Source organism: Microbacterium sp. ZOR0019, from assembly GCF_000800925.1.
GTDB lineage: Bacteria > Actinomycetota > Actinomycetes > Actinomycetales > Microbacteriaceae > Microbacterium > Microbacterium aurugineum.
This window is the reverse complement of record NZ_JRKC01000002.1, coordinates 39399-64341: the sequence shown is the minus strand read 5'-3', so window position 1 is coordinate 64341 and position 24943 is coordinate 39399. Positions and strand designations below refer to the sequence as shown.

Annotated in this window: 14 protein-coding genes and 1 pseudogene; 6 read left to right on the top strand and 9 right to left on the bottom strand. The window is 69.3% G+C overall.

Features of this window, described 5'->3' with window-relative positions; genetic code table 11:
* Both L978_RS00285 and rsmI read right to left on the bottom strand, forming a co-directional pair.
* A pseudogene (locus tag L978_RS00285) lies at positions 1–555 on the bottom strand (molybdopterin-dependent oxidoreductase); the annotation flags it as partial.
* A 69-nt stretch (positions 556–624) separates the two neighbouring features.
* Complete coding sequence (gene rsmI, locus L978_RS00280; protein ID WP_047519131.1) at positions 625–1455, bottom strand: 16S rRNA (cytidine(1402)-2'-O)-methyltransferase; 831 nt, start codon at positions 1453–1455, stop codon at positions 625–627.
* A gap of 62 nt (positions 1456–1517) precedes the next feature.
* On the opposite strand from rsmI, the gene L978_RS00275 reads away from it, so the two are divergent.
* Positions 1518–3071 (top strand): dolichyl-phosphate-mannose--protein mannosyltransferase, encoded by a 1554-nt coding sequence (locus tag L978_RS00275; protein WP_047519129.1) that lies wholly within the window; start codon positions 1518–1520, stop codon positions 3069–3071.
* Positions 3072–3118: 47 nt separating this feature from the next.
* Positions 3119–3337, top strand: coding sequence for a hypothetical protein (locus L978_RS00270; protein WP_047519128.1), 219 nt, complete (start codon positions 3119–3121; stop codon positions 3335–3337).
* A gap of 3 nt (positions 3338–3340) precedes the next feature.
* On the opposite strand, the gene L978_RS00265 is transcribed toward L978_RS00270, so the two are convergent.
* The 4 genes from L978_RS00265 to L978_RS00250 form a co-directional block, all read right to left on the bottom strand.
* A complete protein-coding gene (locus L978_RS00265) occupies positions 3341–5143 on the bottom strand; it encodes a thioredoxin domain-containing protein (RefSeq protein WP_047519126.1) in 1803 nt (600 codons plus the stop codon).
* 33 nt (positions 5144–5176) lie between these two features.
* Positions 5177–5746 (bottom strand): FMN reductase, encoded by a 570-nt coding sequence (gene msuE, locus L978_RS00260; RefSeq protein WP_047519124.1) that lies wholly within the window; start codon positions 5744–5746, stop codon positions 5177–5179.
* Between the two features lie 86 nt (positions 5747–5832).
* Positions 5833–6669 (bottom strand): aldo/keto reductase, encoded by an 837-nt coding sequence (locus L978_RS00255; RefSeq protein WP_047519122.1) that lies wholly within the window; start codon positions 6667–6669, stop codon positions 5833–5835.
* Between the two features lie 9 nt (positions 6670–6678).
* A complete protein-coding gene (locus L978_RS00250; protein ID WP_231554941.1) occupies positions 6679–7851 on the bottom strand; it encodes a heparan-alpha-glucosaminide N-acetyltransferase domain-containing protein in 1173 nt (390 codons plus the stop codon).
* Between the two features lie 43 nt (positions 7852–7894).
* Here L978_RS00250 and hrpA point away from each other — a divergent pair, with 43 nt between their 5' ends.
* A complete protein-coding gene (gene hrpA, locus L978_RS00245) occupies positions 7895–11812 on the top strand; it encodes an ATP-dependent RNA helicase HrpA (protein ID WP_047519120.1) in 3918 nt (1305 codons plus the stop codon).
* Here hrpA and L978_RS00240 read toward each other — a convergent pair.
* Positions 11787–19715: an invasin domain 3-containing protein gene (locus tag L978_RS00240; protein ID WP_047519118.1), complete on the bottom strand. Its 7929-nt coding sequence runs from the start codon at positions 19713–19715 to the stop codon at positions 11787–11789. The genes hrpA and L978_RS00240 overlap by 26 nt on opposite strands.
* 200 nt (positions 19716–19915) lie before the next feature.
* Here L978_RS00240 and L978_RS00235 point away from each other — a divergent pair, with 200 nt between their 5' ends.
* From L978_RS00235 to L978_RS00225, 3 genes are all read left to right on the top strand, one after another.
* Complete coding sequence (locus L978_RS00235) at positions 19916–20860, top strand: quinone oxidoreductase family protein (protein ID WP_047519116.1); 945 nt, start codon at positions 19916–19918, stop codon at positions 20858–20860.
* Positions 20861–20936: 76 nt separating this feature from the next.
* Positions 20937–21923 carry a Gfo/Idh/MocA family protein gene (locus L978_RS00230; protein ID WP_047519149.1) on the top strand — a complete coding sequence of 329 codons (987 nt, stop codon included), beginning with the start codon at positions 20937–20939 and terminating at the stop codon, positions 21921–21923.
* 2 nt (positions 21924–21925) lie between these two features.
* Complete coding sequence (locus tag L978_RS00225; RefSeq protein ID WP_047519114.1) at positions 21926–22903, top strand: NYN domain-containing protein; 978 nt, start codon at positions 21926–21928, stop codon at positions 22901–22903.
* Positions 22904–22934: 31 nt separating this feature from the next.
* Here the strand turns inward: L978_RS00225 and L978_RS00220 are convergent, their stop codons facing one another.
* Complete coding sequence (locus L978_RS00220; RefSeq protein ID WP_047519112.1) at positions 22935–24065, bottom strand: Gfo/Idh/MocA family protein; 1131 nt, start codon at positions 24063–24065, stop codon at positions 22935–22937.
* Positions 24065–24871 carry a sugar phosphate isomerase/epimerase family protein gene (locus tag L978_RS00215; RefSeq protein WP_047519107.1) on the bottom strand — a complete coding sequence of 269 codons (807 nt, stop codon included), beginning with the start codon at positions 24869–24871 and terminating at the stop codon, positions 24065–24067. Before L978_RS00215 ends, L978_RS00220 begins: the two co-directional genes overlap by 1 nt.
* Positions 24872–24943 lie beyond the last annotated feature (72 nt).

The window sequence follows — 24943 nt, the reverse complement described above, 5'->3', positions numbered from 1 at the left end:
CGCGGCGTTGCCGACGATGAGCGCGACGGCACCCGCTGCGGCGACACCCGCGGTCCACAGCAGGAATCGTCTCCGGTCCTCGTCGACGGGTCCGAGCCCTGCGACCGGACGCAGTCGGGCGATCAGGAGGCGCAGGACGACCACGGCGACGAGACCGGCGACCAGCCCGGGCAGCCAGGCGAACGGCCCCGCGCCGGGGCGAACCATCGCCGCGACGACGGCGAGAGCACCGAGCGCCCCCAGGATCACGGCACCGACACCGGACCGTCGTCGCTCCAGGATTCCCGCGACAGCGGCGACGACCACGAGCACCACGGCGATGCCCACGATCAGGGCCGCCTTGTCACCGGTGCCGAACAGCGCGATGGCGGTGTCCTTCGCCCAGCTCGGAGCGAGGTCGATGAGCCCGCTGCCGATCACGGCGAACGGGCTCGCGCTCGGCTCCACCACCGCGGCGACGAGTTCCGCCAGGCCGACGGCGAGGAACGATGCGCTCAACCCCGCTGCGGCGGCGCGGAACGTGTCCTCCCTCGTCGCACGTGTCGGGTTCGCCATGACCTGAGGGTAACGCGGCGGACGTTCCCGGATTCCCCGCAATTCTTACGAACCGCAGTCGTGGCGATCTCAGGCACCGGCCCCGGAGCGGGCGGCGAGGGCGGCCTGGTAGAGGTCGCGGGAGGAGAGACCGGTCAGCGCGGCGACCTCGGAGGACGCGTCCTTCAAGCGGACGCCTTCCGCGACCAGCCTCTGCACCTGTGCCAGAGCATCTTCCGGGGAGGCATCGCGGCGCGCGGCTCCTTCGACGACGACGACGATCTCGCCCTTCACGCCGTTCTCGGCCCACTCCTGGAGCTCGGCCGCGGTGCCACGGCGGACCTCCTCGTACAGCTTCGTGAGCTCACGGCACACCGCGATCCGCCGCTCGTCGCCGAACGCAGCGCCCATGTCGGCGAGAGCGCTCGCGAGCCGGGCCGGAGACTCGAAGAAGACCATGGTGCGCGGCTCGGCGGCCAGGGCGCGGAGGGTCGATCGCCGCTCCCCCGGCTTGCGCGGGAGGAACCCCTCGAACGTGAAGCGGTCGGTCGGAAGTCCCGAGATCGCGAGCGCCATCAGCACGGCGCTCGGACCGGGGATCGCGGTGACGGTGACCCCCTGTGCCACGGCCTCGGCCACCAGCCCGTAGCCGGGGTCGCTGACGGTCGGCATTCCTGCGTCGCTCATCACCACGATGTCGGTCTCCGCCGCGAGCGCAGCCAGTTCGGCGGCCTTCTGCTTCTCGTTGTGGTCGTGCAGTGCGATCAGACGAGGACGGTTGTCGATCTGCAGTGCCTTGAGCAGCCGCTGCGTGGTGCGGGTGTCTTCCGCGACGACGACCTCCGCGTTCTCCAGCACCTCCACGAGGCGTCGCGACGCGTCGCCCAGGTTTCCGATCGGGGTGGCGGCGAGGATGATCACCCGCCCAGCTTAGGCGCGCCGGATGCAGCTCCCCCGGAAGGGGCGTTGTCTAGGCTGGAGCGGTGACCGCGCCCGACCCGCTCCTGCCCGCCCCCGAGGCGCGGCTGACGCACTACGGACGGTTGCGGGACCTGATGCTGCAGGACCCGGACTGGGGCCGCGCGATCCGGTGGCTCGCGCCGCTGGTGATCACCGCAGTGGCCGCGGTGCTGCGCCTGGTCGGCGTGTCCCACCCGCATGAGCTCGCCTTCGATGAGACCTACTACGTCAAGGACGCCTGGTCCCTGTGGACGCTCGGCTACGAGGGCACCTGGGGTGGCGAGGCGAACGAGGCGTTCGCGACCGGGCAGAGCCTCCCGCTCTCGGATGCGGGCTCGTTCATCGTGCATCCCCCGCTCGGCAAGTGGCTCATCGCGCTGGGCATGGCGATCGGCGGGCCCGAGAACAGCGGCGGATGGCGTCTGGCCACCGCGATCCTCGGAGCGGGCTCGGTCCTCCTCGTGTATCTGATCGCCCGGCGTCTGAGCGGATCGGTGGTCGTGGCATCCGTCGCCGGAACGCTGCTGGCGATCGACGGCCTGAGCATCGTGATGAGCCGGATCGCGCTGCTCGACGGCATCCTGACGTTCTTCGTCCTGCTCGGCGTGCTGTTCGTCCTCATCGATCGGCAGCGCACGATCCCGCAGCTCGAGCGACGCGATCCCGAGGCGCCCGACCCGTTCTGGGGGCCGGTGCTGTGGCGCCGGCCGTGGCTGATCGCCGCCGGTGCCGCCCTGGGTGCGGCTTCTGCCGTGAAGTGGTCGGGCTTGTACGTCCTCGCCGGTTTCGGCCTCTACGTCGTGGTGACCGACGCGTTGGCGAGGCGTCGTGCCGGCGTGGTGCTGTGGCCGACCGCCGCCGCGTTCCGACAGGGGCCGGTCTCGTTCGTCCTGTTCGTCTTCCCCGCGCTGGCCGTGTACCTGGTCAGCTGGACGGGGTGGCTCCTGACCTCGGGGGGCTACGACCGGCAGAGCGACCCGAACCCGCTGCTCGCGCTGTGGAAGTACCACGAATCGATGCTCGGCTTCCACGTCGGCCTGAGCCGCGGACACCCCTACGCGAGTCCCGCCTGGGAGTGGCCGTTCCTGCTGCGCCCGACGGCGGTCTGGGTGGATTCCGATCCCACCGGCTGCGGCACGGACCACTGCATCGGCGTGATCTCCGCCGTCCCGAATCCGCTCATCTGGTACGGCGGGGTGGCGGCAGCGGTGTACCTGCTCTACCGGCTGGTGCGGAGCTGGATCGCCCGGCAGCCGATCGCGCCCGCGCTGACCGTCCCCCTGGTCGGCCTGGCGGTCACCTACCTCCCGTGGCTGATGTTCCCCGAGCGCACGATCTTCCAGTTCTACACGGTGGTGATGATACCGTTCCTCGTGCTCGCGCTCACCATGACGCTGCGGATCATCGCCGGACGACGCGAAGACCCCTTGTACCGTCGGCAGTCCGGTGAGCGCACGGTGCTGATCTTCCTCGCGTTCGTCGTTCTCGTGTCGGTGTTCTTCCTGCCGCTGTGGACCGGGATGAGCGTGCCGTACCAGTTCTGGCTGCTGCACAACTGGCTGCCCGGCTGGGTGTGAGCACCGCGCTGTCGATCCACCGAATCACCGGGCGCTAGGCTCGCCGCATGGGCAGCCCCTCCGGATTCGAGTTCGCGGTGCGCGGTGACGACGTCGTCATCCGCCATCGCGGCGTCACCGCGACCGTGCTGCGCGGTGCGCGGGCCCAGGAGTTCCTCGCGCAGGCCGCGAGCGGCGACGGGCAGCTGCTGATGGCGCGCGTGACCGGGAACTACCGCCACGGCAACGAGCGCACCGCCCGCCGGCATCCGCGCAACCAGAACTGACCGTCACCGTCCGATCGACACCTCGGCCGGGTCACTCACGGGCAACCGGCACACGAACGCGCGGCAGTCATAGGCGCGTTCCTCCACCGCGTCCTTGCCCTCGAACAGGCTGAATCCGGCATCCGTGAACGCCCGCGCCTGATCGGGCGCGACCACGGCGACGACTTCGGCATCCGCGCCCCTGCCCGCGAGGCCGAGCGCACTGTCGCGCGCTCCGGTGACCACGACGAGTTGGCGCGGCGGGATCGCGAGGCCCGCAGCCACCCGCAGCAGGGTGCCGTGGGCGAAGGGCTGCTCCAGCGCCCGCGCGGCCAGCATGCTCACCGTCGACACGGCAGCGGCGCGATACCGGTCCCCCGCTCCCAGCCACCAGGCGGTCAGTGCGGCGCCGGCCACGGCCGCGGCATCCGAGGGCAGGTCGCCGTCGGTCTGGTCGGGCGAGGTCGCGATCCCTTGGGCCGACAGCAACGGATCCTCACCCGCTGTGCCCTCCAGTGCGTCGTCGAGGATCCCGCGGGCCGCCACCGCCCAGGTCGCCTCGCCGGTGGCCAGGGCCAGAGCGAACAGACCGTCGGCGAGAAGGCCACGATCTGCCGCGGTCGCGACCGCGGCAGAGGCCCGCCCCTCGAAGGACGCGCGCACGAGAGCGCCGTCGGCATCGCGGTTGACCCGCAGCACCTCGTCCGCGGCGGACGCGGCGGCATCGATCCAGCTCCGCTCCCCGAAGGTCGCCCCGGCCCGGGCGAGCGCGCCGATCGCGAGACCGTTCCACCCGGTGATCACCTTGCCGTCGACAGCCGGCGACGCAAGGCCCGCACGTTCGGGCAGCGCACGCCGGTAGTACCCGCCCTCGCTGCGAACGCCCTCGAGCCACGACTCCGAATCCTGGGCGGCACCGAACCCGCCGCCGTCACGCTGCAGGGCCCCGGTCAGGAATGACACGATCCCGCGGACGACGCCTTCCTCCCCCGCGTCGCGTGCGACGTCGAGCAGCTGCGCGTTGTCGGTCAGCATCCGCTCGTAGTGCGGCACCGTCCAGTCGCGCTGGGTGGCGTAGCGGAAGAACCCGCCGTCGGCATCGCGCAGGTCCGATCGGGTCATCGCCGCGAGCGCGCGCCCCGCTGACGCCCCCGCCTCCGGAGCACCCTCCCGCACGAGCGGATGCTGCAGGAATCGCAAGGTGGTGGCGACGGGGAACTTCGGGGCGCCGCCGAAGCCGCCGAACTGCTGATCCTCCCGCTGGGCGATCGACTCCGCAGCCGTCGCGATCGCGACCACGTCCGGGAGCTCGGAGGGCGTGGCCTCCGCCGCACGGGTGAGCGCATCGGTCACGGCATCCGCCGACTCCTCTGCCTGCACCCGCCGCAGCGCCCAGGCCTCCCCGACCGCGGTGAGGACGTCACGGAACGCCGGCATCGGCGGCCGAGCCTCCGGCGGCCAGTAGGTGCCGGCGAAGAAGGCGCGCCCGCGCGGGGTGGCGAAGACCGTGAGCGGCCAACCGAGGTTCTGGGTGAACGCCGAAGCCGCCGCCATGTAGGCACCGTCGACCTGCGGATGCTCCTCGCGATCGACCTTGACCGCGACGAAGCCCTCGTTGATCCGCGCGGCGGTCTCCGGGTCGGCGAACGATTCGCGCGCCATCACGTGACACCAGTGACAGGTCGAGTAGCCGATCGAGATCAACAGCGGCACATCGCGTCGCCTCGCCTCCGCGAACGCTTCCTCGCCCCACGGATACCAGTCGACGGGGTTGTCGGCATGCGCACGGAGGTACGGACTGAGGGTGTCGGCGAGCCGGTTGGTCATGCCTTCACGCTACGCCGCGCGACGGTGACGCGGTCAGCCGACCAGCAGCTCCACCGGACGGGAGGCCGCGTAGCCGACCAGAGGCAGGGCACGATCCGCGGCCAGCGCGATGCGGGCGCGCAGCACGTCGGAAGCGATCTCGTAGCCGTCGAAGTCCGTGTCGCTCGCGTACACCCCGAGTGGAAGGGTGAGCGCCTGGAAGAACGCGAACAACGGCCGCAGCTGGTGCTCGATGATCAGGGCGTGCTTCTCCCCGCCGCCGGTCGCGGCGAGCAGCACGGGCTTTCCCACGAGGTCGTATTGGCCGACGAAGTCGAACAGGTGCTTGAAGAGCCCGGTGAACGAGGCTCGGTAGACGGGGCTGCCCACGATGAGCAGGTCGGCGGATTCGATCGCCTGCAACTGCGCTTCGACCTCCGGCGCCAGCTGGTCACGGCGCAGCGCACCCGCCAGCCCGGGGCCGATCTGCGTCAGCTCGATGAGCTGCGCCTCGACGTCGGCGCGCTCGGCGACGGCGGCCGTGATCGCGCGGACCAGGGCGGTGGTCTTGCTGGGCTCGTGCAGAGATCCCGACACGGCGACGACGCGGAACGGAGCTGTCATGCCTCGACGGTACTCACGACGACGCCCCCTGTCGCGCACGGCGACACGGGGCGTCATCTGGGCCCGAGAGCCCCGGTATCACGGGGTCAGTTGACCTCGTCCGGGTGCGACCCCACGCGGCCCGAGCCGTCGAGCGGGTCGAGGGCGTCGACCGCCGCGACCTCGGCGTCGGTCAGTTCGAAGCCGAACACGTCGAGGTTCTCGCGCAGGCGCTCGGCGCGCACCGACTTCGGGAACACGATGATGCCCTTCTGCAGGTGCCAGCGCAGCACGGCCTGTGCCGGGGTGACACCGTGCGCCGAGGCGGCATCCGCGACCGCGGGCGTCCCGAACAGGTCGTACTTGCCCTGCCCGAGCGGACCCCATGCCTCGATGCGCACGCCGTTCGCGTCGGCCCAGGCGACCACGTCGCGCTGCTGGTAGGCCGGGTGCAGCTCGATCTGGTTCACTGCGGGAACCACGCCCGTCTCCTTCACCGTGCGCTCCAGGTGGGGCACGAGGAAGTTCGAGACGCCGATGCTGCGGGTGAGGCCCGCGTCGCGCAGCTCGACCAGCTTCGCGAACGCGTGCACGTAGTCGTCCTTGGCCGGCGTGGGCCAGTGCACGAGGTACAGATCGACCTTCTCCAGACCGAGCTTCTCGAGACTCTCGGCGATGGCCGCGCGCGGCTCCTCGTCGTGGTGGCGGTCGTTCCAGAGCTTGGTCGTGATGAACAGGTCGTCGCGTGCGATGCCCGAGGAGGCGATGGCGGCGCCCACGCCCTCTTCACTGCCGTAGATCGCCGCGGTGTCGATGTGGCGGTAGCCGATTTCGAGCGCCTCGCTCACCGCACGCTCGGTGTCTGCCGGCGGCACCTTGAAGACGCCGTAGCCGAGTTGCGGGATGGAGTTGCCGTCGTTCAGTTCGAGTGCAGGAATGCTCATCGCCCCAGCCTAGGACCGGTGTGGGACAGCCGCCATCGCCGCGGCGCCGCGCCCGACCAGGCGTTCCAGCGGACCGCGCCCGAAGAACATCGACCAGAGCGTCGTGAGCACCAGCAGCCCCAGCGTGGTCGCCGCCCAGAAATCGTTGCTCGAGAAGAACCCACCGGGTCCGCTCACCAGGACGATCGAGAGCACATGCGCGCTGTATGCCGTCAACGGCATGGATCCGAGCGCTCCCCACGGCAGCAGTACCCCACGCAAAGGTCGACTCGCCAGCAGACACAGCGCGATCACGACGAGTGCGAAGCCCCCGGAGCCGAGGACCTCGGCCGTTCCCCCGCTGTGCGGATCGACCGAGAAGACGGCCAGGAGCACCGCTCCCCCGGGATCCGCTTCGGCGAGCGCCTGCGGGTACTCCGCCCACCCGGACGAGCTCCCCTCGAACGACGAGCTCCCGCTGAACGACGAGCTCCCGCTGACGGCGCCGGTGATCCCCGCGGCCTGTCCGAGGGCACCGAGGCCGTACCCGGCGACCGCCAATACGAAACCGACGATCAGCGCGACCACGGCGGTGCGCACCTGCTCCACGTGCATCCGCCCCAGGGCCATACCGCCGAGGACGAGCGCCAGCCAGACCGTGATCGGATAGGTGCCGTACAGGACGAAGCCGATGCCCGACCCGAAGGGGTGCAGCATCACCGCGTTCAGGAACGCGAGCAGCGCGGGCCCGAGGAGCGCGAGCACGGCCGCTCCGGTCAGCAACTGCCAGGGCCGCCAGCGCAGGAACGGGATCACCGCGACGTAGAGGAGCCCGTAAAGGGTGAGGATGATCGCGATCGGGGTGTTCAGCATCTCCAACGCCAGGCCGATCACGAAGATCACCGCACCCCGGCCGATGAGATTCAGTCGGATGCCGGGGATGCGCTCGCGCTCAGGCAGCGTGCTGCGCCCGGTCATCAGCGCGATCGAGACTCCGGCGAGCACCGCGAACAGGATCGACGAACGCCCGTTCACCAGAGAGGTCCACGTCGACGGTTCGAACCAGTCGAACGAATCGGTCTCACCGATGTGCGCTCCGACCATGCCGAGGATGGCCAGGGCTCGGGCGACATCGAGGCCGAGGATGCGCGGAGGTCGCCCGAATTCGCGGAACCACCGGACGGGAGGCAGTGCGTTGATCACCCGTTGATCGTAGGGGGCCGAACCCGTCATACGATGGAGGGCTATGTCCTCCCCTGTGATCTCCTATCCGCCGGAGCTGCCCGTCAGCGCAGCCAGGGCCGAGATCGCCGACGCCATCCGCGACCACCAGGTCGTGATCGTCGCGGGGGCCACCGGATCCGGCAAGACGACACAGCTGCCGAAGATCGCCCTCGAACTCGGGCGGGAGCGCATCGCCCACACGCAGCCACGCCGCCTCGCGGCCCGCACCATCGCAGAGCGTGTCGCCGAAGAGCTCCAGGTCGAGCTCGGCACCCTGGTCGGCTACAAGGTGCGTTTCACCGACAAGGTCTCCGATGCCACCCGCATCGCGCTGATGACCGACGGCATCCTCCTCAACGAGATCCACCGCGACCGACTGCTCACGCGCTACGACACGATCATCATCGACGAGGCGCACGAGCGCTCCCTCAACGTCGATTTCCTCCTCGGCTACCTCTCACGCATCCTGCCCGAGCGCCCCGACCTCAAGGTCGTCATCACCTCGGCGACGATCGATCCGGAGAGCTTCGCGAAGCACTTCGCGGCGGCCGACGGCACCCCGGCTCCGATCATCGAGGTGTCCGGGCGCACCTATCCCGTGGAGATCCGCTACCGCGGACCGTCGGAGGACCCCGACGAGGACGATCAGGCCGGCGACCCGGAGGACGAGGTGTCGGCGATCGTCTCCGCGCTGCGCGAGCTCGACCGGGAGGTGCCGGGCGATGTGCTGGTGTTCCTGCCCGGCGAAGCCGAGATCCGCGACGCGGCCGACGCTGTGCGCGGCGCCTACGCGAACGACCGTGCCCCCACGGAGGTGCTTCCGCTGTTCGGACGCCTCTCCGCTGCAGATCAGCACCGGGTGTTCGAGCGCAGTCGGGTGCCTGGCGTGCGCCGCCGGGTGATCCTCGCGACCAACGTCGCCGAGACGAGTCTCACCGTTCCCGGCATCAAGTACGTGATCGATACCGGCACCGCCCGGATCTCGCGCTACAGCAACCGATCCAAGGTGCAGCGCCTGCCGATCGAGGCGATCTCGCAGGCCTCGGCGAACCAGCGCTCGGGCCGCGCGGGCCGCACCAGTGACGGCATCGCGATCCGCCTCTACTCGGAGGAGGACTTCGACCGGAGGCCGGAATTCACCGAGCCCGAGATCCTGCGGACGTCACTCGCATCGGTCATCCTGCAGATGCTCTCGCTCGGCTTCGGCGACATCAGCGCCTTCCCGTTCCTGACCCCGCCCGACTCCCGCGGTGTGAAGGCGGCATTCGACCTGCTCACCGAGCTCGGCGCGGTCGAGCCCTCCCGCCGTGACGGCTCCCCGCACCTCACGCGCACGGGGCGTGAGATCTCGCGCATGCCGATCGACCCGCGGTTCGCACGGATGCTGATCGAGGCGGGACGCACGGGATCGGGCGGCTCGGTCACTCGCGACGTGCTCGCGATCGTCTCAGGAATGACGATCCAGGACGTGCGCGAGCGGCCGGAGGAGCGCCGCGAGGAGGCCGACCGGCAGCACGCACGCTTCGTCGACCCGACGAGCGACTTCCTGACCTTGCTGAACCTGTGGAATCACCTGCGCGAGCAGCAGCGCGAGCTCGGCTCGAGTGCGTTCCGCCGACTCTGCCGCTCCGAGCACCTCAACTACGTGCGGGTGCGGGAGTGGTTCGACGTGCACCGTCAACTCCGCACCCTCGTGAAGACCCCCGACCGCCCGCGCGACGAGACCGGGACGAGCGACCCCGACGCCATCCATCGCGCCCTGCTGTCCGGCCTGCTCTCGCAGATCGGCATCCTGGACGAACGCACGGCATCCGCCGGCAAGTCGCACTCCTCCGCGAAGGAGCCGAAAGGCCGCCGCATCGCGGAGTATCGGGGCGCCCGCGGCATCCGCTTCTCGATCTTCCCCGGGTCAGGGCTGCGCAAGAAGAGTCCTCGCGCGGTGATCGCCGCCGAGATCGTCGAGACCTCGCGCACGTTCGCCCGCACGGTCGCCGCGATCGACCCCGCCTGGGCCGAACCCCTGGCGGGCGACCTCGCCAAGCGGCAGGTCACCGAGCCCCACTGGTCGAAGGATGCCGGGGCCGCGGTCGCCTTCGAGAAGGTGACGCTGTTCGGGCTCGAGATCATCCCGCGACGGCGCGTGCAGTTCGCGCGCATCGACCGGGCGGCGTCGCGCGAACTCTTCGTACGGCATGCGCTCGTCGAGGGCGAGTGGGATCCGACGCGCATCGACAAGCGGGTGAGTGCGTTCTGGCGCAGCAACGCCGAACTGCGCAAACGCCTCGAGAAGCTCGAGGAGCGTGAGCGCCGTCGCGACATCCTCGCCGGCGACGAGGCCGTGTTCCGGTTCTACGACGAACGCATCCCCGCCGAGGTGTTCGATGTGCGCTCCTTCGAGAGCTGGTGGCGCGACGCCATGGCCACCACGCCGAAGCTGCTCGTGATGCGCGAGAGCGACCTGATCGATGACGAGGAACGCGCGGATCAGCGCGAGTTCCCGACGCGGTGGACGCAGGGCGACCAGGTGCTCGGTCTCGCGTACCGGTTCGAGCCCGGCGCCGACGACGACGGCGTCAGCGTGGTCGTGCCGCTGCCGCTGCTCGCGCAGATCGAGGACCGCGGTTTCGACTGGCAGGTTCCGGGGCTGCGCGCCGAACTCGTGACGGGGCTGCTGCGCGCGCTCCCCAAGGCGATCCGGCGCCATGTCGTCCCCGCCGCCGACTGGGCCGAGAAGTTCGGCGCCGAGCTCATCGAGGAAGGCCCGGAGTCGCACGGCGGACTCCCTCCGCGCACGCTCAAGGAAGCGCTCGCCCGACGGATCCAGCCGCTCGCGAACCAGCTCGTGTCCGCGACCGACTTCGACGACGAGCGGGTTCCTCCGCACCTGCGCATGAACTTCCGCGCCGTGGACGAGCGCGGGAGGATCGTCGGCTCCGGCCGCGATCTGCGGGCGCTGCAGACGCGACTCTCCGACCGTGCGCGCAGCAGCGTCGCCCGCTCGATCGCCGCCCCTCCCCGATCCGGGAGCTCCGGTGGAGGTCGCGGGCCCGAACGCGTCGCCGCGGCTCCGGTCGAGCAGACCGGCCTCACGGGGTGGACCTTCGGAGACCTGCCCGAGGTGCTCGACACCCGGGTCGCCGGCGGTGTCGTGCGCGGCTATCCCGCCATCGTGGACCAGGGCAAGAGCGTGTCGGTGCGGGTCGAGTCGACCCCGGAGGCCGCTGCCGCCTCCACCCGCGACGGCGTGCTGCGCCTGGTACTGCTCGGTGTGCCCTCACCCTCCTCGTATGTGCAGGAGCACCTCACGAGTCAGGAGAAGCTGGCACTCGCCGCCTCGCCGTACCCGTCCGCCGCCGCTCTCATCGAGGACTGCCGGGCGGCCGTCGCCCGCAAGGCCATCGAGCGTGTCGTGCCGGACGGGATCGTGCGCAACGAGGCGGACTTCGCGACGGTGCGCGACGCGGTCTCGGCCACGCTCGTCGATGATCTCTTCGCGTGCGTCTCGCTGGTCGCGCGCATCCTCACCCGATCTCGCGACGTCGAACGCGGCATCAAGTCCCAGAACTCGCTCGCGCTGCTCGGACCGCTCAACGACATCCGCACCCAGCTGAGCGGCCTTCTGCATGCCGGTTTCGTCTCCGCCGCCGGTGTCGACCGCCTCGCACAGTTCCCCCGCTACCTGGAGGGGATGCTCGACCGCCTGAAGACCCTCGCCAGCGAGCCGGGCAAGGACCGCGCCCGCATGACCGAGTACGAGCGCATGGCGAACGCGTTCGAGGACGCCGGGGGCACGATCCCCCTCCGCGGCGACGCGACGCCATCGCTCGTCGAGGTGCGCTGGCTGCTGGAGGAGTACCGCGTGAGTGTGTTCGCGCAGCGCCTGGGTACCGCCCAGCCGGTGTCGCCGCAGCGCATCATGAAGGCGCTCTCGGGCCGCTGACCCGCGGCGAGAACCGGTCGGGTCCCGCAGGTCTTCTTCCCGCCACCAGCAGCAGGCCGACGAGCAACAGGACGACTCCCAGCGGAAGCAACGGCTGGACGGCGGTGCCGCCCGTCGTGGGAAGTGCGCCGCCACCGCCCGCTGCCGGTGGCCGTACCTCGAACGTCGCACGCACGGCACCGCTGTCCTCGCCCTCGAGGATGACGCTGTGAGTTCCCGGTTCGAGGTCCAGCGGCACCGTGAACTCGAACGCGATGTCGCCTCCGACCGTAGCGGTGAAACGACCGAGGTCTATCGGCGTCGATTCCAGTGTCGCGACGATGCTCTCCCCCGGCAGGAACCCCAGCCCCACGACCGCTTGTGTCTCGCCGACGATGCGCGAGTCGAAGGCGAGAGAGACGCGAGCTCCGCCCACGCGAACGAGCGTCGCGTCGGAGACATTCCCGAACTCATCGGCGGCGGTCGCCGACACGAGCGCGCCCAGCGCGAGCGGTTCGTCCTGTACGCACTCGAATCGGGAGTCCGCGCCCACCGTGGTGACGCAGATCACGGTCCCGCCACTGTCACGTATCGTCACGGTGAGTCCGGGAAGAGAGGTGCCGGAAACACGGCTTCCGTTCGTGGGGTCGAGCACCGGCGCGGGGGGCGGCGACGCCACGACCGTCACGGTGACGGGGTCGGAGTCCGGAGAGGTGTTCCCTCCCGCGTCCGCCTGCGCGGCGACCAGTGTCACGGAGCCGGACTCGAATGGCGTCGCGGGGAAGCACTGCCACCGTCCGTCCGTACCGACGACGGTCGTGCAGGTGTCGGTACCGTTGGCAGCCACCGTCACGGTCGCACCCGGCTCTCCGTCACCCTCTATCGACGGACGCGCTCCCACCGTCGAACCGTCGACGGGGGTGTCGATGACCACCGGATCGGGAGGCGTGGTGTCGAGCACTTCCACCTCCGCGACATCGGTCCCGGACACGCCGCTGATCGCAAAGGAGACGATCGCCGTGCCCGGCTCATCCGACGTGAGAGTGGCTGTGTGAGTACCGTCGCCGTTGTCGACGGGCGTGGAGAGGCTTCCGAGAGTCGTCATCATCGACACTCCGACAGACTCAACCGTGGGATTGCCGTAGCGATCCGCGAAGTGAACGGTGATCGTCGAGCTGCCTGCTCCCGCTTCGAACTGCGGAGGCGATGCGGAGATCGTCGATGACCCCGCATCCGGCGGACCCGCCACGAATGCCACGGTCGCCGTGTCCGTACCGGCCACACCGTCGACGGTGAATGTGATCGTCGCGCTGCCCGCCGATGTCGACGATGTCAACACCGCACGATACGTGCCATCGCCCTCATCCGACACCGACCCGATCGTCCCCGCGGACGAGCTGATACCCACGACATCCCCGAGCCCTGGAACGGGGTTGCCGAATGCGTCCCGCACCACCACAGTCACCGTCGACGTCGACACCCCATCAGCGACGATCGAGTCCTCGGACACGGAAATCGTCGAGGAGTTCGCATCCGGTGAACCTGCCACGAACGCCACTGTGGCGGTGTCCGTGCCCGGCACATCCTCGACGGTGAACGACACGGTCGCGGTGCCCGCCGTGGTCGACGACGTCAACACCGCACGATACGTCCCGTCGCCCTCATCAGCGACGGGCCCGACCACTCCCGCAGACGAGCTGATCCCCACGACATCCCCGAGTCCCGGAACGGGGTTGCCGGATGCATCCCGCACCACCACGCTCACCGTCGACGTCGACACCCCATCAGCGACGATCGAGTCCTCGGACACGGAAATCGTCGACGATCCCGCGTCCGGCACCCCCGCCACGAACGCCACGACCACCGAGCGCGTCGCGGGCGCTCCATCCACGGTGAAGGTCACCGACGCCGACGGGGGCTCCGTACTCGTGGGCGCGGTGAGGATCGAGGTGTAGGTACCGTCGCCGTTGTCCACGGCGGTCGTGATGCTGCCCGCGGTCGTCGCCATCTCCACGTCGTACCCGCCTCCCCCTACGGGGTTGCCCGAAGCATCGAGCAGACGCACGGTGATTGTCGACGTGCTGACGCCGTCGGCTTCGAGGAATCCGGGGTCGGCCTCGATCGTGGACGTGCCGGGATCAGGAGCACCCGCCACGAACTCCACCGACGCCGTCTGCGTCCCGGCGACTCCTTCGAGGGTGAAGGTCAGGAAGGCCGTGCCGGTCATCGTGTCCGAGGTCAGCACGGCGTCATAGGTCCCGTCGCCGTTGTCGGAGGTCGCACTCACCGTTCCCGCGGTCGTCTCGATCACCACCGCACCTCCCGAGACGTTCAGGACGTTGTCGAACGCGTCATACAGCGTGACCGTGACGATCGACTCCGACCCACCATCCGCGGTGAGGACCGCCGGTTGCGCGTCGATCTGCGAAGTGGAGGCATCCGCCTGCCCCGCCACGAACTGCACCACCGTCGTCGCGACACCATCGACACCATCGACCGTGAAGCTCACCACCGCGGTCGCCGCCTGCGTGGTCGACGTCAACGCCGCCGTATAGGTGCCGTCGGCATTGTCCGTCACCGCCCCGACGGTGCCGATGTCGGAGAGGATCTCCACGATGTCGCCGGCATCGGTGACCGGGTTCGACTGCGCATCACGAAGCGTCACCGTGATCTGCGCCGTCGAGACGCCGTCAGCGACGATGACACCCGGAACTGCCGCGATCGACGAGGTCGCCGGATCCGCCGCCCCGGCCACGAACGTCACCACCGCATCATCAGTGCCCACCGCGCCGCCGATCGCGAACGTCACAGTCGCCTGCCCCGCCGCCGTCGACGACGTCAGCGTCGACGTATACGTGCCATCCGCGTTGTCCACGGGAGCACTGAGCGAACCGGCAGTCGTATCCATCGTCACCGCGACACCACCCGACGTCAGCGGGTTTCCCTCGGCATCCCGCAGCGTCACCGTGAGCGTCGACGTCGACACACCATCCGCAGTGATCGACGTCGGATCCGCCTCGATCGTGGACGTGTCCGCCGACGCATCACCGGCGACGAACGCGACCTCGACCGTCGCCACCGCAGCCACCCCGCCGATAGTGAACCCCACCGTGGCCGCCCCTACCGCCGTCGGCGCCTGCAACGTCGCCGTATACGTGCCGTCCCCGTTGTCGACCGTCCCGGAAACCGTCCCCGCGTCGGTCACGATCTCCACATCGTCCCCGCCGACGCCCAGCGGATTGCCGTTGGCATCGACCAACGTCACCGTGACCTGCGACGACGACACACCATCCGCAACAAGCTCGGTAGGAGCAGCGTCGATCAACGACTGCGTCAGATCAGCAGCACCCGGCGTGAAGTCCACCTCAACCGTCGCAGCAGCAGCCGCACCATCGATCGTGAACGACACCGTCGCCGTCCCCGCCGTCGTGTCCGATGTCAGAGTCGCCCCATACGTCCCCTCACCGTTGTCCACCGTCGCCGACACCGAACCGACATCACTCAGAATCTCGACGACAGCACCCCCGACCGCCAACGGATTCCCCTGCCCATCGACCAACCGCACCGTCACAGCCGAACTCGACACACCATCCGCCTCGATCGACACCGGATCAGCCTCGATCGTCGACGAACCCAGATCCGGAGCACCCGCCACGAACTCCACCGACGCCGTCTGCGTGGAGAGCACCCCATCCACCCGGAAGGACACGACCGCCTCACCGGCGACGGCGGAGGTCACCTGCGCCGTCCAGGTGCCGTCGCCCTGATCGACCGGCACCGAGAGCGAGCCCGACGTGGTCTCGACGGTGACGACGACGCCCGTGGTCACTGGATTGTCGAACTCATCGCGGACCGACACGGTCACCTCCGCGGCGGCGACACCGTCGGCGACAACCGTGTCCGGGACAGCCGTGATCGTCGAGTCGTCTGGACTGGCGCTGCCGGCGACGAACTCGATCTCCGCCGTCGCCGATGCGGGAACCCCGTCGACCGTGAAGGACACCTCGGCGGTACCGCTGACCGTCGACGTGGCGTAGGCGACGACCGCGCCGGCAGAGATGGTCGGGGCAGTGATCGTCCCCACCGTGATCGAGAACTCCGCCTGCCCTGGGGACGGGACGACCGCGTTGCCGAACGAGTCGAAGAGGGTCACTTCCACGGTCGATGCCGAAACGCCGTCAGCCGTCACCGTCGTGGGGGTTGCCACGATGACAGCGTTGCCCGGGTCCGCCTCGCCTGCGACGAACTCTACTGTCGTCGTGTTCGGACTCAGCACTCCGCCCACGCGGAAGCCCAGTGTTGCCACCGAGGCGGTGGTCGACGCGGTGAGTATGGCCGCGTAGGTCCCGTCGCCGTTGTCGGTCGTGGTGGTGACTGCACCGGCGTCCGTGAAGATGTCGACGTCTGCACCGCCTTCGACCAGAAGCGTGCCCTGCGCGTCGCGCACAGAGACGGTGACCGTCGCCGTCGAGACACCGTCGGCGACGATCACCGTCGGATCGGCGACGATGCCGGAGGTCACCGCATCGGGTGCGCCCGCGAGGAACTGCACCTGCGTGGTGTCGTCACCCGTCGAACCGTCGACGACGAAGCCCAGTGTCGCGATGCCCGGTGAGGGAGGCGCGGTGAGTATCGCGGTGTACGTGCCGTCGCCGTAGTCCACGGGCGTGGAAAGGCTACCGAGGTCACTGGTGATCTCGACGTCAGCGCCCCCGAGGCCGAGGGGGTTGCCGTTGGCGTCGATCAGCGTCACGGTGATCGCCGATTGGCTCACGCCGTCGGCCGTGACTGCCGACGGCGAGGCGCTGATGGTGGATTCCGACACCGATGCCGCGCCAGGCACGAGCTGGATCTGTGCGGAATTCGTGCCGATCGTGCTGTCGATGACAGGTCGCAGCGTGGCCACGCCTGCCGTGGTCGGAGCGACGAAGGTCGCCGTGTACGTGCCGTCACCGTTGTCGGTCGCGGTCGAGACTGAGCCGGTGTCGATCGCGATGCTGATGTCAGCTCCGCCGACGCCGACAAGATTGCCGTAGCCATCGACCACCGTGACGGTGACGGTGGACGACGAGACACCATCTGCCACCAGAGAATCCGGGTCCACGGCTATCGTCGTCGTCGATGCGGACGGTTCACCGGCAGTGAAGTTGACCGCCACCGTCTGCTCTCCTGGCTGGCCCTCGTAGGTGAAGCCGATCGTCGCTATGCCCGTCGTCGTGGGCGCCACGAGCGTCCCGGTCCAGGTTCCGTCACCGTTGTCGGTCACCCCGACGATCTGGCCTGCGTCGGTGAGGATATCGACCGCCCCGCCCGTCGATACGAGGTTGCCGAGCGCATCGCGCAACGTCACGGTGACGACCGCGCCGGATTCGCCGTCGGCCGGCAAGGAGAGAACAGAGGACACGATCGTCGAGGTGGTCAGGGAGACCGGTCCGGCGACGAATTCGACTGTCGCCGGAGGCCCGACGATCTCGATCGCGCCACCGATGAATGCCTGAACCGAGGAGAAACCGGAGACCACCGAGGTCACAGGAACCGAGCACATGCCCGCTCCATCCGTCACACACGAGGTCGCGCCGAGGTCGGCGTCGTCGGAGACCTGGAAGGTGACGAGGACGCCGGCGAGGTCTTCACCCGCGGCGTTGCGGACGGTGACGATGGCCGAGTGCTCGTCGGTTCCATCGGCGATGCGTGATCCTGCGGTCGTCTCCAACAGCGACTCGGTCGCGCTCGGTTCGTCATCATCGAGCACTGTCACCGCGACCGGGTCGAGGAGCAGGCCGTCGAAGTTGGGGTCGGGGGAACTGACGGCATGTTCGATCGAGGTCGGTCGATCGCCGTTGACCAGCAAGTCATCGACGGCGTCGATCGTCACCGATCCCGAAACCGCGGTGGTGCCGATGACCAGCGGCGTCGGTGTGACGGACACCCACGACGGATCGGCGATCACCTGGTCGATGGTGATCGGGGCGGTGGCGGCGAGGCTCGTGGTGACGACATAGTCTTCGCCCGCCTCCCCCTCGGTCACCGTGAGCGCGGTCGGTGCGAGCGAGAGGGGAGACACATACGTGACGACGTTGTCGGTGGACGTGGAAGCGACGGACGGGTTGCCGTCAAGATCGACCACGGCGCCCGCCGCCAAGCCTGCTTCCACCGACCCGGAGGCATCGGCGCGCACGACGACTTCGAACGTCGTCGATGTGATCGCGACGACATCGACCACGCGGGCACCCGGCGCCGTCGAGTTCGACACGTCGATCGCGCTGGCTTCGAGCGCACCGGCGATCGGCTCCGAGAACTGGACCGAGAAGCGGATGTCACGTTCGGAGGTGGGGTCCGCTTGACTGGCCGCCTGGTCGACGGTGACGCGCGGCCCGCAGCCATCCGGCTCGGTCTGAGCCACGATGCGCGAGTACTGCGAGCTCGCCCCGGTGGCCGCTATCGTCTGGATCCGGATGTTGCCGGGGCCGAGTGTGTAGGGAACGGTCACGGTCGTCGGCGTCGACACGGCTTCTGCTCGACCGAGGTAGACCTCCGCCTGCGTGGCGGCCGTGTAGTAGAGGTCGAGGTCGACCGGAACGAGCGGGATCGAGCCCACGGTCGGCGGCGCGACGACGACATCGAGAGTGCACTGCAGCGTGTCGTAACTCACGGAGGTGGGGAACCAGGTCGTGATCCCTTGATTGGCCGTCAGCGACGCGTTGTGGACGAGCGCGATCGAATTCGTCTCGTTCGTCGCCGTCCCCCCTCCGAACGATGCCGGACCGAAGGTGTTGCGCTGCACGGTGAGGATCCCCGACCCCGGGCCCACGTACACGGAGTTCTGCACCCGACCGTCGAAGGAGTTCGAGTCGACCGTCCACCCGCTCGGTTGCAACGCGGTGCGCCCCATATCGCTGAAGAAGACGCCGAATCCGGTCGTCCTTCCGGGCGTGTGCTCGAAGGAGTTGCGGGAGATCAGGTTGTCGCTGCCTGCCCGGTTGATCCAGACCGACGTGTATCCGGAGGTGTTGTTGATGTTGATGAACCGATTGCCGACGATCCGAGCCTCGGTGAGGGTCGCCCCCCGCAGATCGAGCGGGAAACGACCGGGTTGGAATCCGTCGAAGATCGACCCCGTGATCGTCAGACGGGTGAGCGCAGCCGCGCCTTGGACGACCACAGCGTCATAGGCATCCGTGTCGGGGTTGATGAACCGCATCGCGTCGAGGGTCAGATCGTTGAGGGTCGCACCGTTCGCGATGCCGATCGCTCCACCACCGCCACCCCACGGGGAGCCGACCTCCACGTTGCGCAGAGTCACTCGATCCGAGCCGCCGGCGAACCAGAAGCACCGTTCGAGGGCGATGCTGCCGGAATCGACGCAGCTGCCGTTCTCGACGGTGACATCGTCACCGCTGGGGCCGAACACGAAGGCGGTCTCATTGGAGCGGACGTTCTCGAAGTTACGCACGGTCACACCGGGACCGTTGAGGTAGAACGCGGCCACGCCGTTGCCGTCATTGAGCGACGCCACTCCCAACCGGCTCTGGAAGTCGATGACCACGCTTCGGGTCGCCAGGAACGCCGCTCCGCCGTCTCCGAAGGGCGACAATGCTCCGACGTGCATCCAGTTTGCCGCGCCGGATCCCGAGACCACGATCGTGCCGCTGGGCTGCACACCGGGTGTGGAGGCATCGACGTCTTCTGCCGGTGCGATCACGATGGTGTCGTCGACGGCGCTGGCGTTGGACTCCTGCAGCGCCGCGCGGAGCGTGCACACTCCGGTGGAGGTCAGACACACCCCGTCGCCCGGGCTCAGGTCGTCGCCCTGATGGCTGAGCGAGTCGATGAGGAAGACTCTGTCAGCGGCGAGGGCGGTCTGGGTGGGAAGCGCAACCAGCGTGACGATCACCATCAGGAGTGAGCCGATGAGCGCCACCATCCGGAGACGGAACCTGCCGTGTCGCGCTTCTCGTGAGTCCGCGCTCTGTTGTGGAGCCATCGTGAGCCTCCGGCCCGATCAGGGGGGGTGTCATCACCCGCCGCCCTCAGTGTCATCCTGCCCAGCGCTTCGAAGGGGCACAAGACCCCTATCTATGGGGGGGTGCGCCGAGAAAGTTGATACAGGCATAGCCTGAACCCATGGCTCGCGCGATCGTGTACACCGAAATCGGCTCCCCGGACGTCCTGCACCTGATCGAGATCCCCGACCCGGTCGCGGCCCGCGGTGAGGTCGTCATGCGGATCGAGGCGGCGGGTGTGAATCCGATCGACGCGAAGCTCCGCGGCGGCAAGCGGCCCTCTCCGCCGATCACCGAGCCGCGTCCGGTCGGCTTCGACGGCGCCGGGGTGATCGAGGTGCTCGGCGAGGGCGTCGACGATCTCCGGGTCGGCGACCGGGTGGCGATCCGAGACGGGCACGGCACGTACGCCTCCGCGCTCGCCGTCCCCGCGGAGCACCTCGCCCCTCTTCCGGACGCGGTCACGATGGCCGAGGGCGCCGCGATCGGCATCCCGGCAGGAACCGCCTACCAGGCCCTTCGCTCTCTCGAGGTCGTCGCCGGCGACGTGCTTCTCGTGCACGGAGGCTCAGGGGCGGTCGGGCAGGCCGCCGTGCAGTTCGCCGTCGCCTGGGGCGCGACCGTGATCGCGACCGGAAGCCCTGCCCGCCACGACCAGCTGCGCGAACTCGGCGCCCTCCCCGTGGCCTACGGCGACGGGCTGATCGACCGGATCCGTCACACCGCACCCTCCGCCGTCACGGTGGTGCTCGACTGTGCCGGCACCGACGAGGCGATCGAGACGTCCCTCGCGCTGGTGTCCGACCGCGACCGTATCGCGACGATCGTTCGAGGACCGGATGCCGCGTCGTTCGGCATCCGCGCCTTCTCCGGGGGCTCACCGGTGCCGCTCACCGACCAGGAGCTCGCGTGGCGCGCCGAAGCGCTGCCTCAGACGATCGCGCTCCTGGAGACCGGGGACTTCACGGTCGAGCTCGGACCGCAGTTGCCGCTCGCCGAGGCGGTGCGGGCCCATGAGCTCCTGGAGTCCGGCGCCGCCTCCGGAAAGATCATCCTGGTGCCGTAGGCGGGCCTCTGTCGATCGGGGCGCATGCCCGTGGAGAATGCGGCGTCGCGTCCGCGGCACCCCGTACGCTGAGACCATGACAGGTCTTCGGTGGGGAATCCTCGCGACCGGCGGTATCGCCGGCGCATTTGCGTCCGATCTGCGAACCGCGGGGCTCGACCTCGTGGCCGTCGGATCCCGCTCGCAGGAGTCGGCTGACGCCTTCGCCTCGCGCTTCGACATCCCCCACGCCCACCCCTCGTACGACGCTCTCGTCGCCGACCCCGACGTCGACATCATCTACGTCTCGACGCCGCACCCGATGCACCACGAGAACGCCCGGCTCGCACTCGAGGCCGGCAAGCACGTGCTGGTCGAGAAGGCGTTCACCCTGAACCGCGCCGAGGCCGAGGATCTGCAGGCACTCGCGGCCGCGCGGGGGCTGCTCGTCATGGAGGCCATGTGGACGCGCTATCTGCCGCACATGGTGCGCATCCGCGAGCTCATCGCCGAGGGCGCCCTGGGCGACATCCGCGCGGTCAGCGCGGATCACACCCAGCTGCTGCCCACCGACCCGGCGCACCGGCTCAACGCCCTCGAGCTCGGTGGCGGTGCCCTGCTCGATCTCGGCATCTATCCGATCTCCTTCATCTGGGACATCCTCGGCGCTCCGACCAGCATCCGCGCCGTGGGCAGGCTCATCGACACGGGCGCCGATTCCGAGGTCGCGACCGTGATGACACATGAGGGCGGCGCGGTCTCCACCAGCCTCTCGTCGTCCCGGGCGGCGGGCCCCAACGTCGCGAGCATCCTCGGCACCGCGGCCCGCATCGACATCGACACGGTCTGGTACAGCCCGACCACGTTCCGCGTGATCCTCCCGGACGGCACCGTGCAGGAAGAGTATGTCTCCTCGGTCACGGGCCGCGGCATGCAGTATCAGGCTCATGCCGCCGAGCGCCTGGTGCGCGACGGGATCCTCGAAGGCGACATCCTGCCGATCGCCGAGAGCGTCGCGATCATGGGCGCGCTCGACGAGATCCGTGCGCAGATCGGCGTCCGCTACCCCCGTGAGGAGGCCTGATCATGGCCGAGACCACCGATGCCCGCGTCGCCGTCTATCTCGACTTCGACAACATCGTCATCTCCTGGTACGACCGCGTGCACGGGCGCAACGCCTATGGCAAGGACCGGCAGCGCATCACCGAGAACCCGAACGATCCGGAGGTCGTCGACCGTCTCGGCCGCGCGATGATCGAGGTCGGGGCGATCATCGACTACGCCGCGTCTTTCGGCACCCTGGTGTTGACGCGCGCATACGCCGACTGGTCGTCGCCGGTGAACGCCGAATACCGCTCTCAGCTCGTGGCCCGCGCGGTCGACCTCGTACAGCTCTTCCCTGCCGCCGCCTACGCCAAGAACGGGGCCGACATCCGGCTCGCCGTCGATGCGGTCGAAGATATGTTCCGGCTGCCCGACCTCACGCACGTCGTGATCGTGGCGGGTGACAGCGACTACGTGCCGCTCGCGCAGCGCTGCAAGCGGCTCTGTCGCTACGTGATCGGGGTCGGGGTGTCGGGCTCGACCGCGAAGTCGCTCGCGGCGGCCTGCGACGAGTTCGAGTCCTACGACTCGCTGCCCGGAGTCGTGCGCCCCGTCAAGACCACTCCCCCGCCTGTCGCGGCGAAGGCAGAAGCCGTGGTCGAGGCCACCGCCGATGCCGCCGACACTGCCGAGGCGAGCACCGATACGGCCAAGGCCAAGACCCCGCGCCGGGCCAAGTCCAAGGCGGCGGCCCCTGCTCCGACGAAGATCGATGAGCAGGGCGAGGCGACGCAACTGCTCGAGCGCGCCCTCCGCCTCGGTCACGACAAGGCGGACGCCGACGAATGGCTGCACAGCTCCGCAGTGAAGACGCATATGCGCCGCATGGACCCGTCGTTCAGCGAGAAGGCGCTCGGCTACCGGTCGTTCTCCGACTTCCTGAAGTCGCGCGACGACATCGCCGAGCTGGAGGAGACCGGACACGAGCGTCTGGTCCGCCTCCGCGAGCCCGCCGTCTGACTCGCACCGTCGCCGCCACGGGCGGTGCCCGTCAGAGCGTGGCTTCGAACGGATCGAAGTCCGCGGCGAGCGCACCGACCTGACCGGCGGAGCTCTCCACGGAGACGAAGCTGCGCGATGCCGCGGCCTCCTCGATCGACAGGAGCGTGTCCAGCACGTGGTAGCCGAACTCCCCCGTGGCGACGTGCGGGCGACCGGCGGCGATCGAACGCGCCATGTCGAGCAGCCCGAGGCCGCGCCCGGAGAGCACGCCTTCCTGCGCGACGTCGATGACCTCTTGCTGGACCGGCTCCGGGGGGACGAACAGGCGGGTGAGCGGTCGGGTGATCGTGATCGCGCCACCGAACGTGTTGGGATCGGGGATCACGATCGTGCCCTCGGTGCCGGTGATCTCGACGATCCCCTGTCGCAGCAGCGGCGAATCGGTGCTGTACAGGCTCTGCGCCTGACCGCCCTGCTCGAAGTCCATCAGGACGCTGAGCGTCGAGGGGATCTCGACCGGGAACTCCTGACCGGCGAGCTCGCCGACCTGAACGCGACGCGTCGGCGATCCCTGCAGCCCGAGAGCCGCGACCGCGGCCACCGAGCCGAAGACATGCACGAGCGTCGAGACGTAGTACGGCCCCATGTCGAGCAGGGGCCCGCCGCCCTTCGCATAGAGGAACGCCGGATTCGGGTGGAAGATCTCCGGCCCCTGCCACTGGAACGTGGTCTGACCGAACAACGGCCGCCCGATGTCACCGCGCGCGATCGCCCGTTTCGCCGTCTGCACCCCCGGGCCGAGCACGGTGTCCGGAGCCACGCCGACGCGAAGGCCCGCGGCCTGCGCCCTCTCGAGCAGCCGACGGGACTCCTCCCGGCTGACCCCGATCGGCTTCTCGGTCCAGACGTGCTTGCCCGCGGCGATGATCGCCTCGGAGACCTCGACGTGCGACGCGGGGATCGTGAGATTGACCACGATGTCGATGTCGGGGTCGTCGAGCACCACGTCGACCCCACCGAAGCGCGGGACGCCGTACTTCTCGGCCTGCGCCTTCGCCCGCTCCTCGAGGAGATCCGCGACCGCGAGGACGCGGACGTCCGGGAACGTGGTGAGGTTCGACAGGTACTGATCGCTGATGTTGCCGGCACCGATGATGCCGACACCCACGGGGCCCGCCATCAGCCGGCGACCTTCTCATCGAGGTAGACCCGGCTGCGCTCGATCGCGTCGAAGAGTTCCCCCTCGTAGTGGTCGAACTCGACGATGGCGAGTTCGAGCGCCGGGGCCGCAGCGATGGCCTCGACCAGCGGCACGGCGCCGTCCCCCGCGGCCACCTGGTCGGCGGGCGGGTACGCACCGGCGAGCGCCGGGTCGAGGGTGCCGTCCTTCGCATGCACCGCGATCACCCGGTCCCCCAGACGCTCGAGCAGCGCGACCGGGTCGACGCCACCGCGCGCAACCCAGTAGAGGTCGACTTCGAGGACCACGCGCTCATCGAGGAGTCCGGCGAGGACCTCGAGCCCGGTGACGCCGTCGAAGACCGCCTCCAGCTCGTGAGCGTGGTTGTGGTATCCGACGCGGACGCCGACACCTGCACCGATCTCGGCGGCCACGTTCAGCAGCCGTGCGGTCTCCTCGATCTGCTCGACCGACTCCCAGCGCGTGGGCTCGGTGTACGGATCGATGACCGTGCCCATGCCGAGCACCTTCGCAGCCTCGAAGACCTCGGCGGGAGTCGGGACCGGCACCGTGGTGCCGCTGCCATCCGGATTCACGAACGACTCCGAGGCGAGGAACGCGTGCCCCGACGGCGCGGTCAGGCCCGCGGCCGAGAGCGCCGCGGCGAGGGGCTCGGCACGCCGGACGAAGTCGTACGGCTCGACGGCGGTGAAGCCGCGAGCGGCGACGGCCGTGAGCGAACCGTCGAGGTCGGCCTCCAGCTCGTCCTTGATGGTGAACAGCTGGAGGGAGGTCTGGATCGTCATCGTCGTGCTCCTTCGGTCTTCGGCGACGGAGGGGTCGCAACCCCTGGCAGGCACGCTATCACCAAATACCTC

Coding starts and splice junctions, on each gene's coding strand:
- L978_RS00235 (WP_047519116.1), top strand. CDS start 19,916: ATGGCTCGCGCGATCGTGTACACCGAAATCGGCTCCCCGGACGTCCTG.
- L978_RS00255 (WP_047519122.1), bottom strand. CDS start 6,669: ATGAGCATTCCTGCACTCGAACTGAACGACGGCAACTCCATCCCGCAA.
- L978_RS00225 (WP_047519114.1), top strand. CDS start 21,926: ATGGCCGAGACCACCGATGCCCGCGTCGCCGTCTATCTCGACTTCGAC.
- L978_RS00240 (WP_047519118.1), bottom strand. CDS start 19,715: ATGGTGGCGCTCATCGGCTCACTCCTGATGGTGATCGTCACGCTGGTT.
- L978_RS00220 (WP_047519112.1), bottom strand. CDS start 24,065: ATGGCGGGCCCCGTGGGTGTCGGCATCATCGGTGCCGGCAACATCAGC.
- L978_RS00270 (WP_047519128.1), top strand. CDS start 3,119: ATGGGCAGCCCCTCCGGATTCGAGTTCGCGGTGCGCGGTGACGACGTC.
- L978_RS00265 (WP_047519126.1), bottom strand. CDS start 5,143: ATGACCAACCGGCTCGCCGACACCCTCAGTCCGTACCTCCGTGCGCAT.
- msuE (WP_047519124.1), bottom strand. CDS start 5,746: ATGACAGCTCCGTTCCGCGTCGTCGCCGTGTCGGGATCTCTGCACGAG.
- L978_RS00230 (WP_047519149.1), top strand. CDS start 20,937: ATGACAGGTCTTCGGTGGGGAATCCTCGCGACCGGCGGTATCGCCGGC.
- hrpA (WP_047519120.1), top strand. CDS start 7,895: ATGTCCTCCCCTGTGATCTCCTATCCGCCGGAGCTGCCCGTCAGCGCA.
- L978_RS00215 (WP_047519107.1), bottom strand. CDS start 24,871: ATGACGATCCAGACCTCCCTCCAGCTGTTCACCATCAAGGACGAGCTG.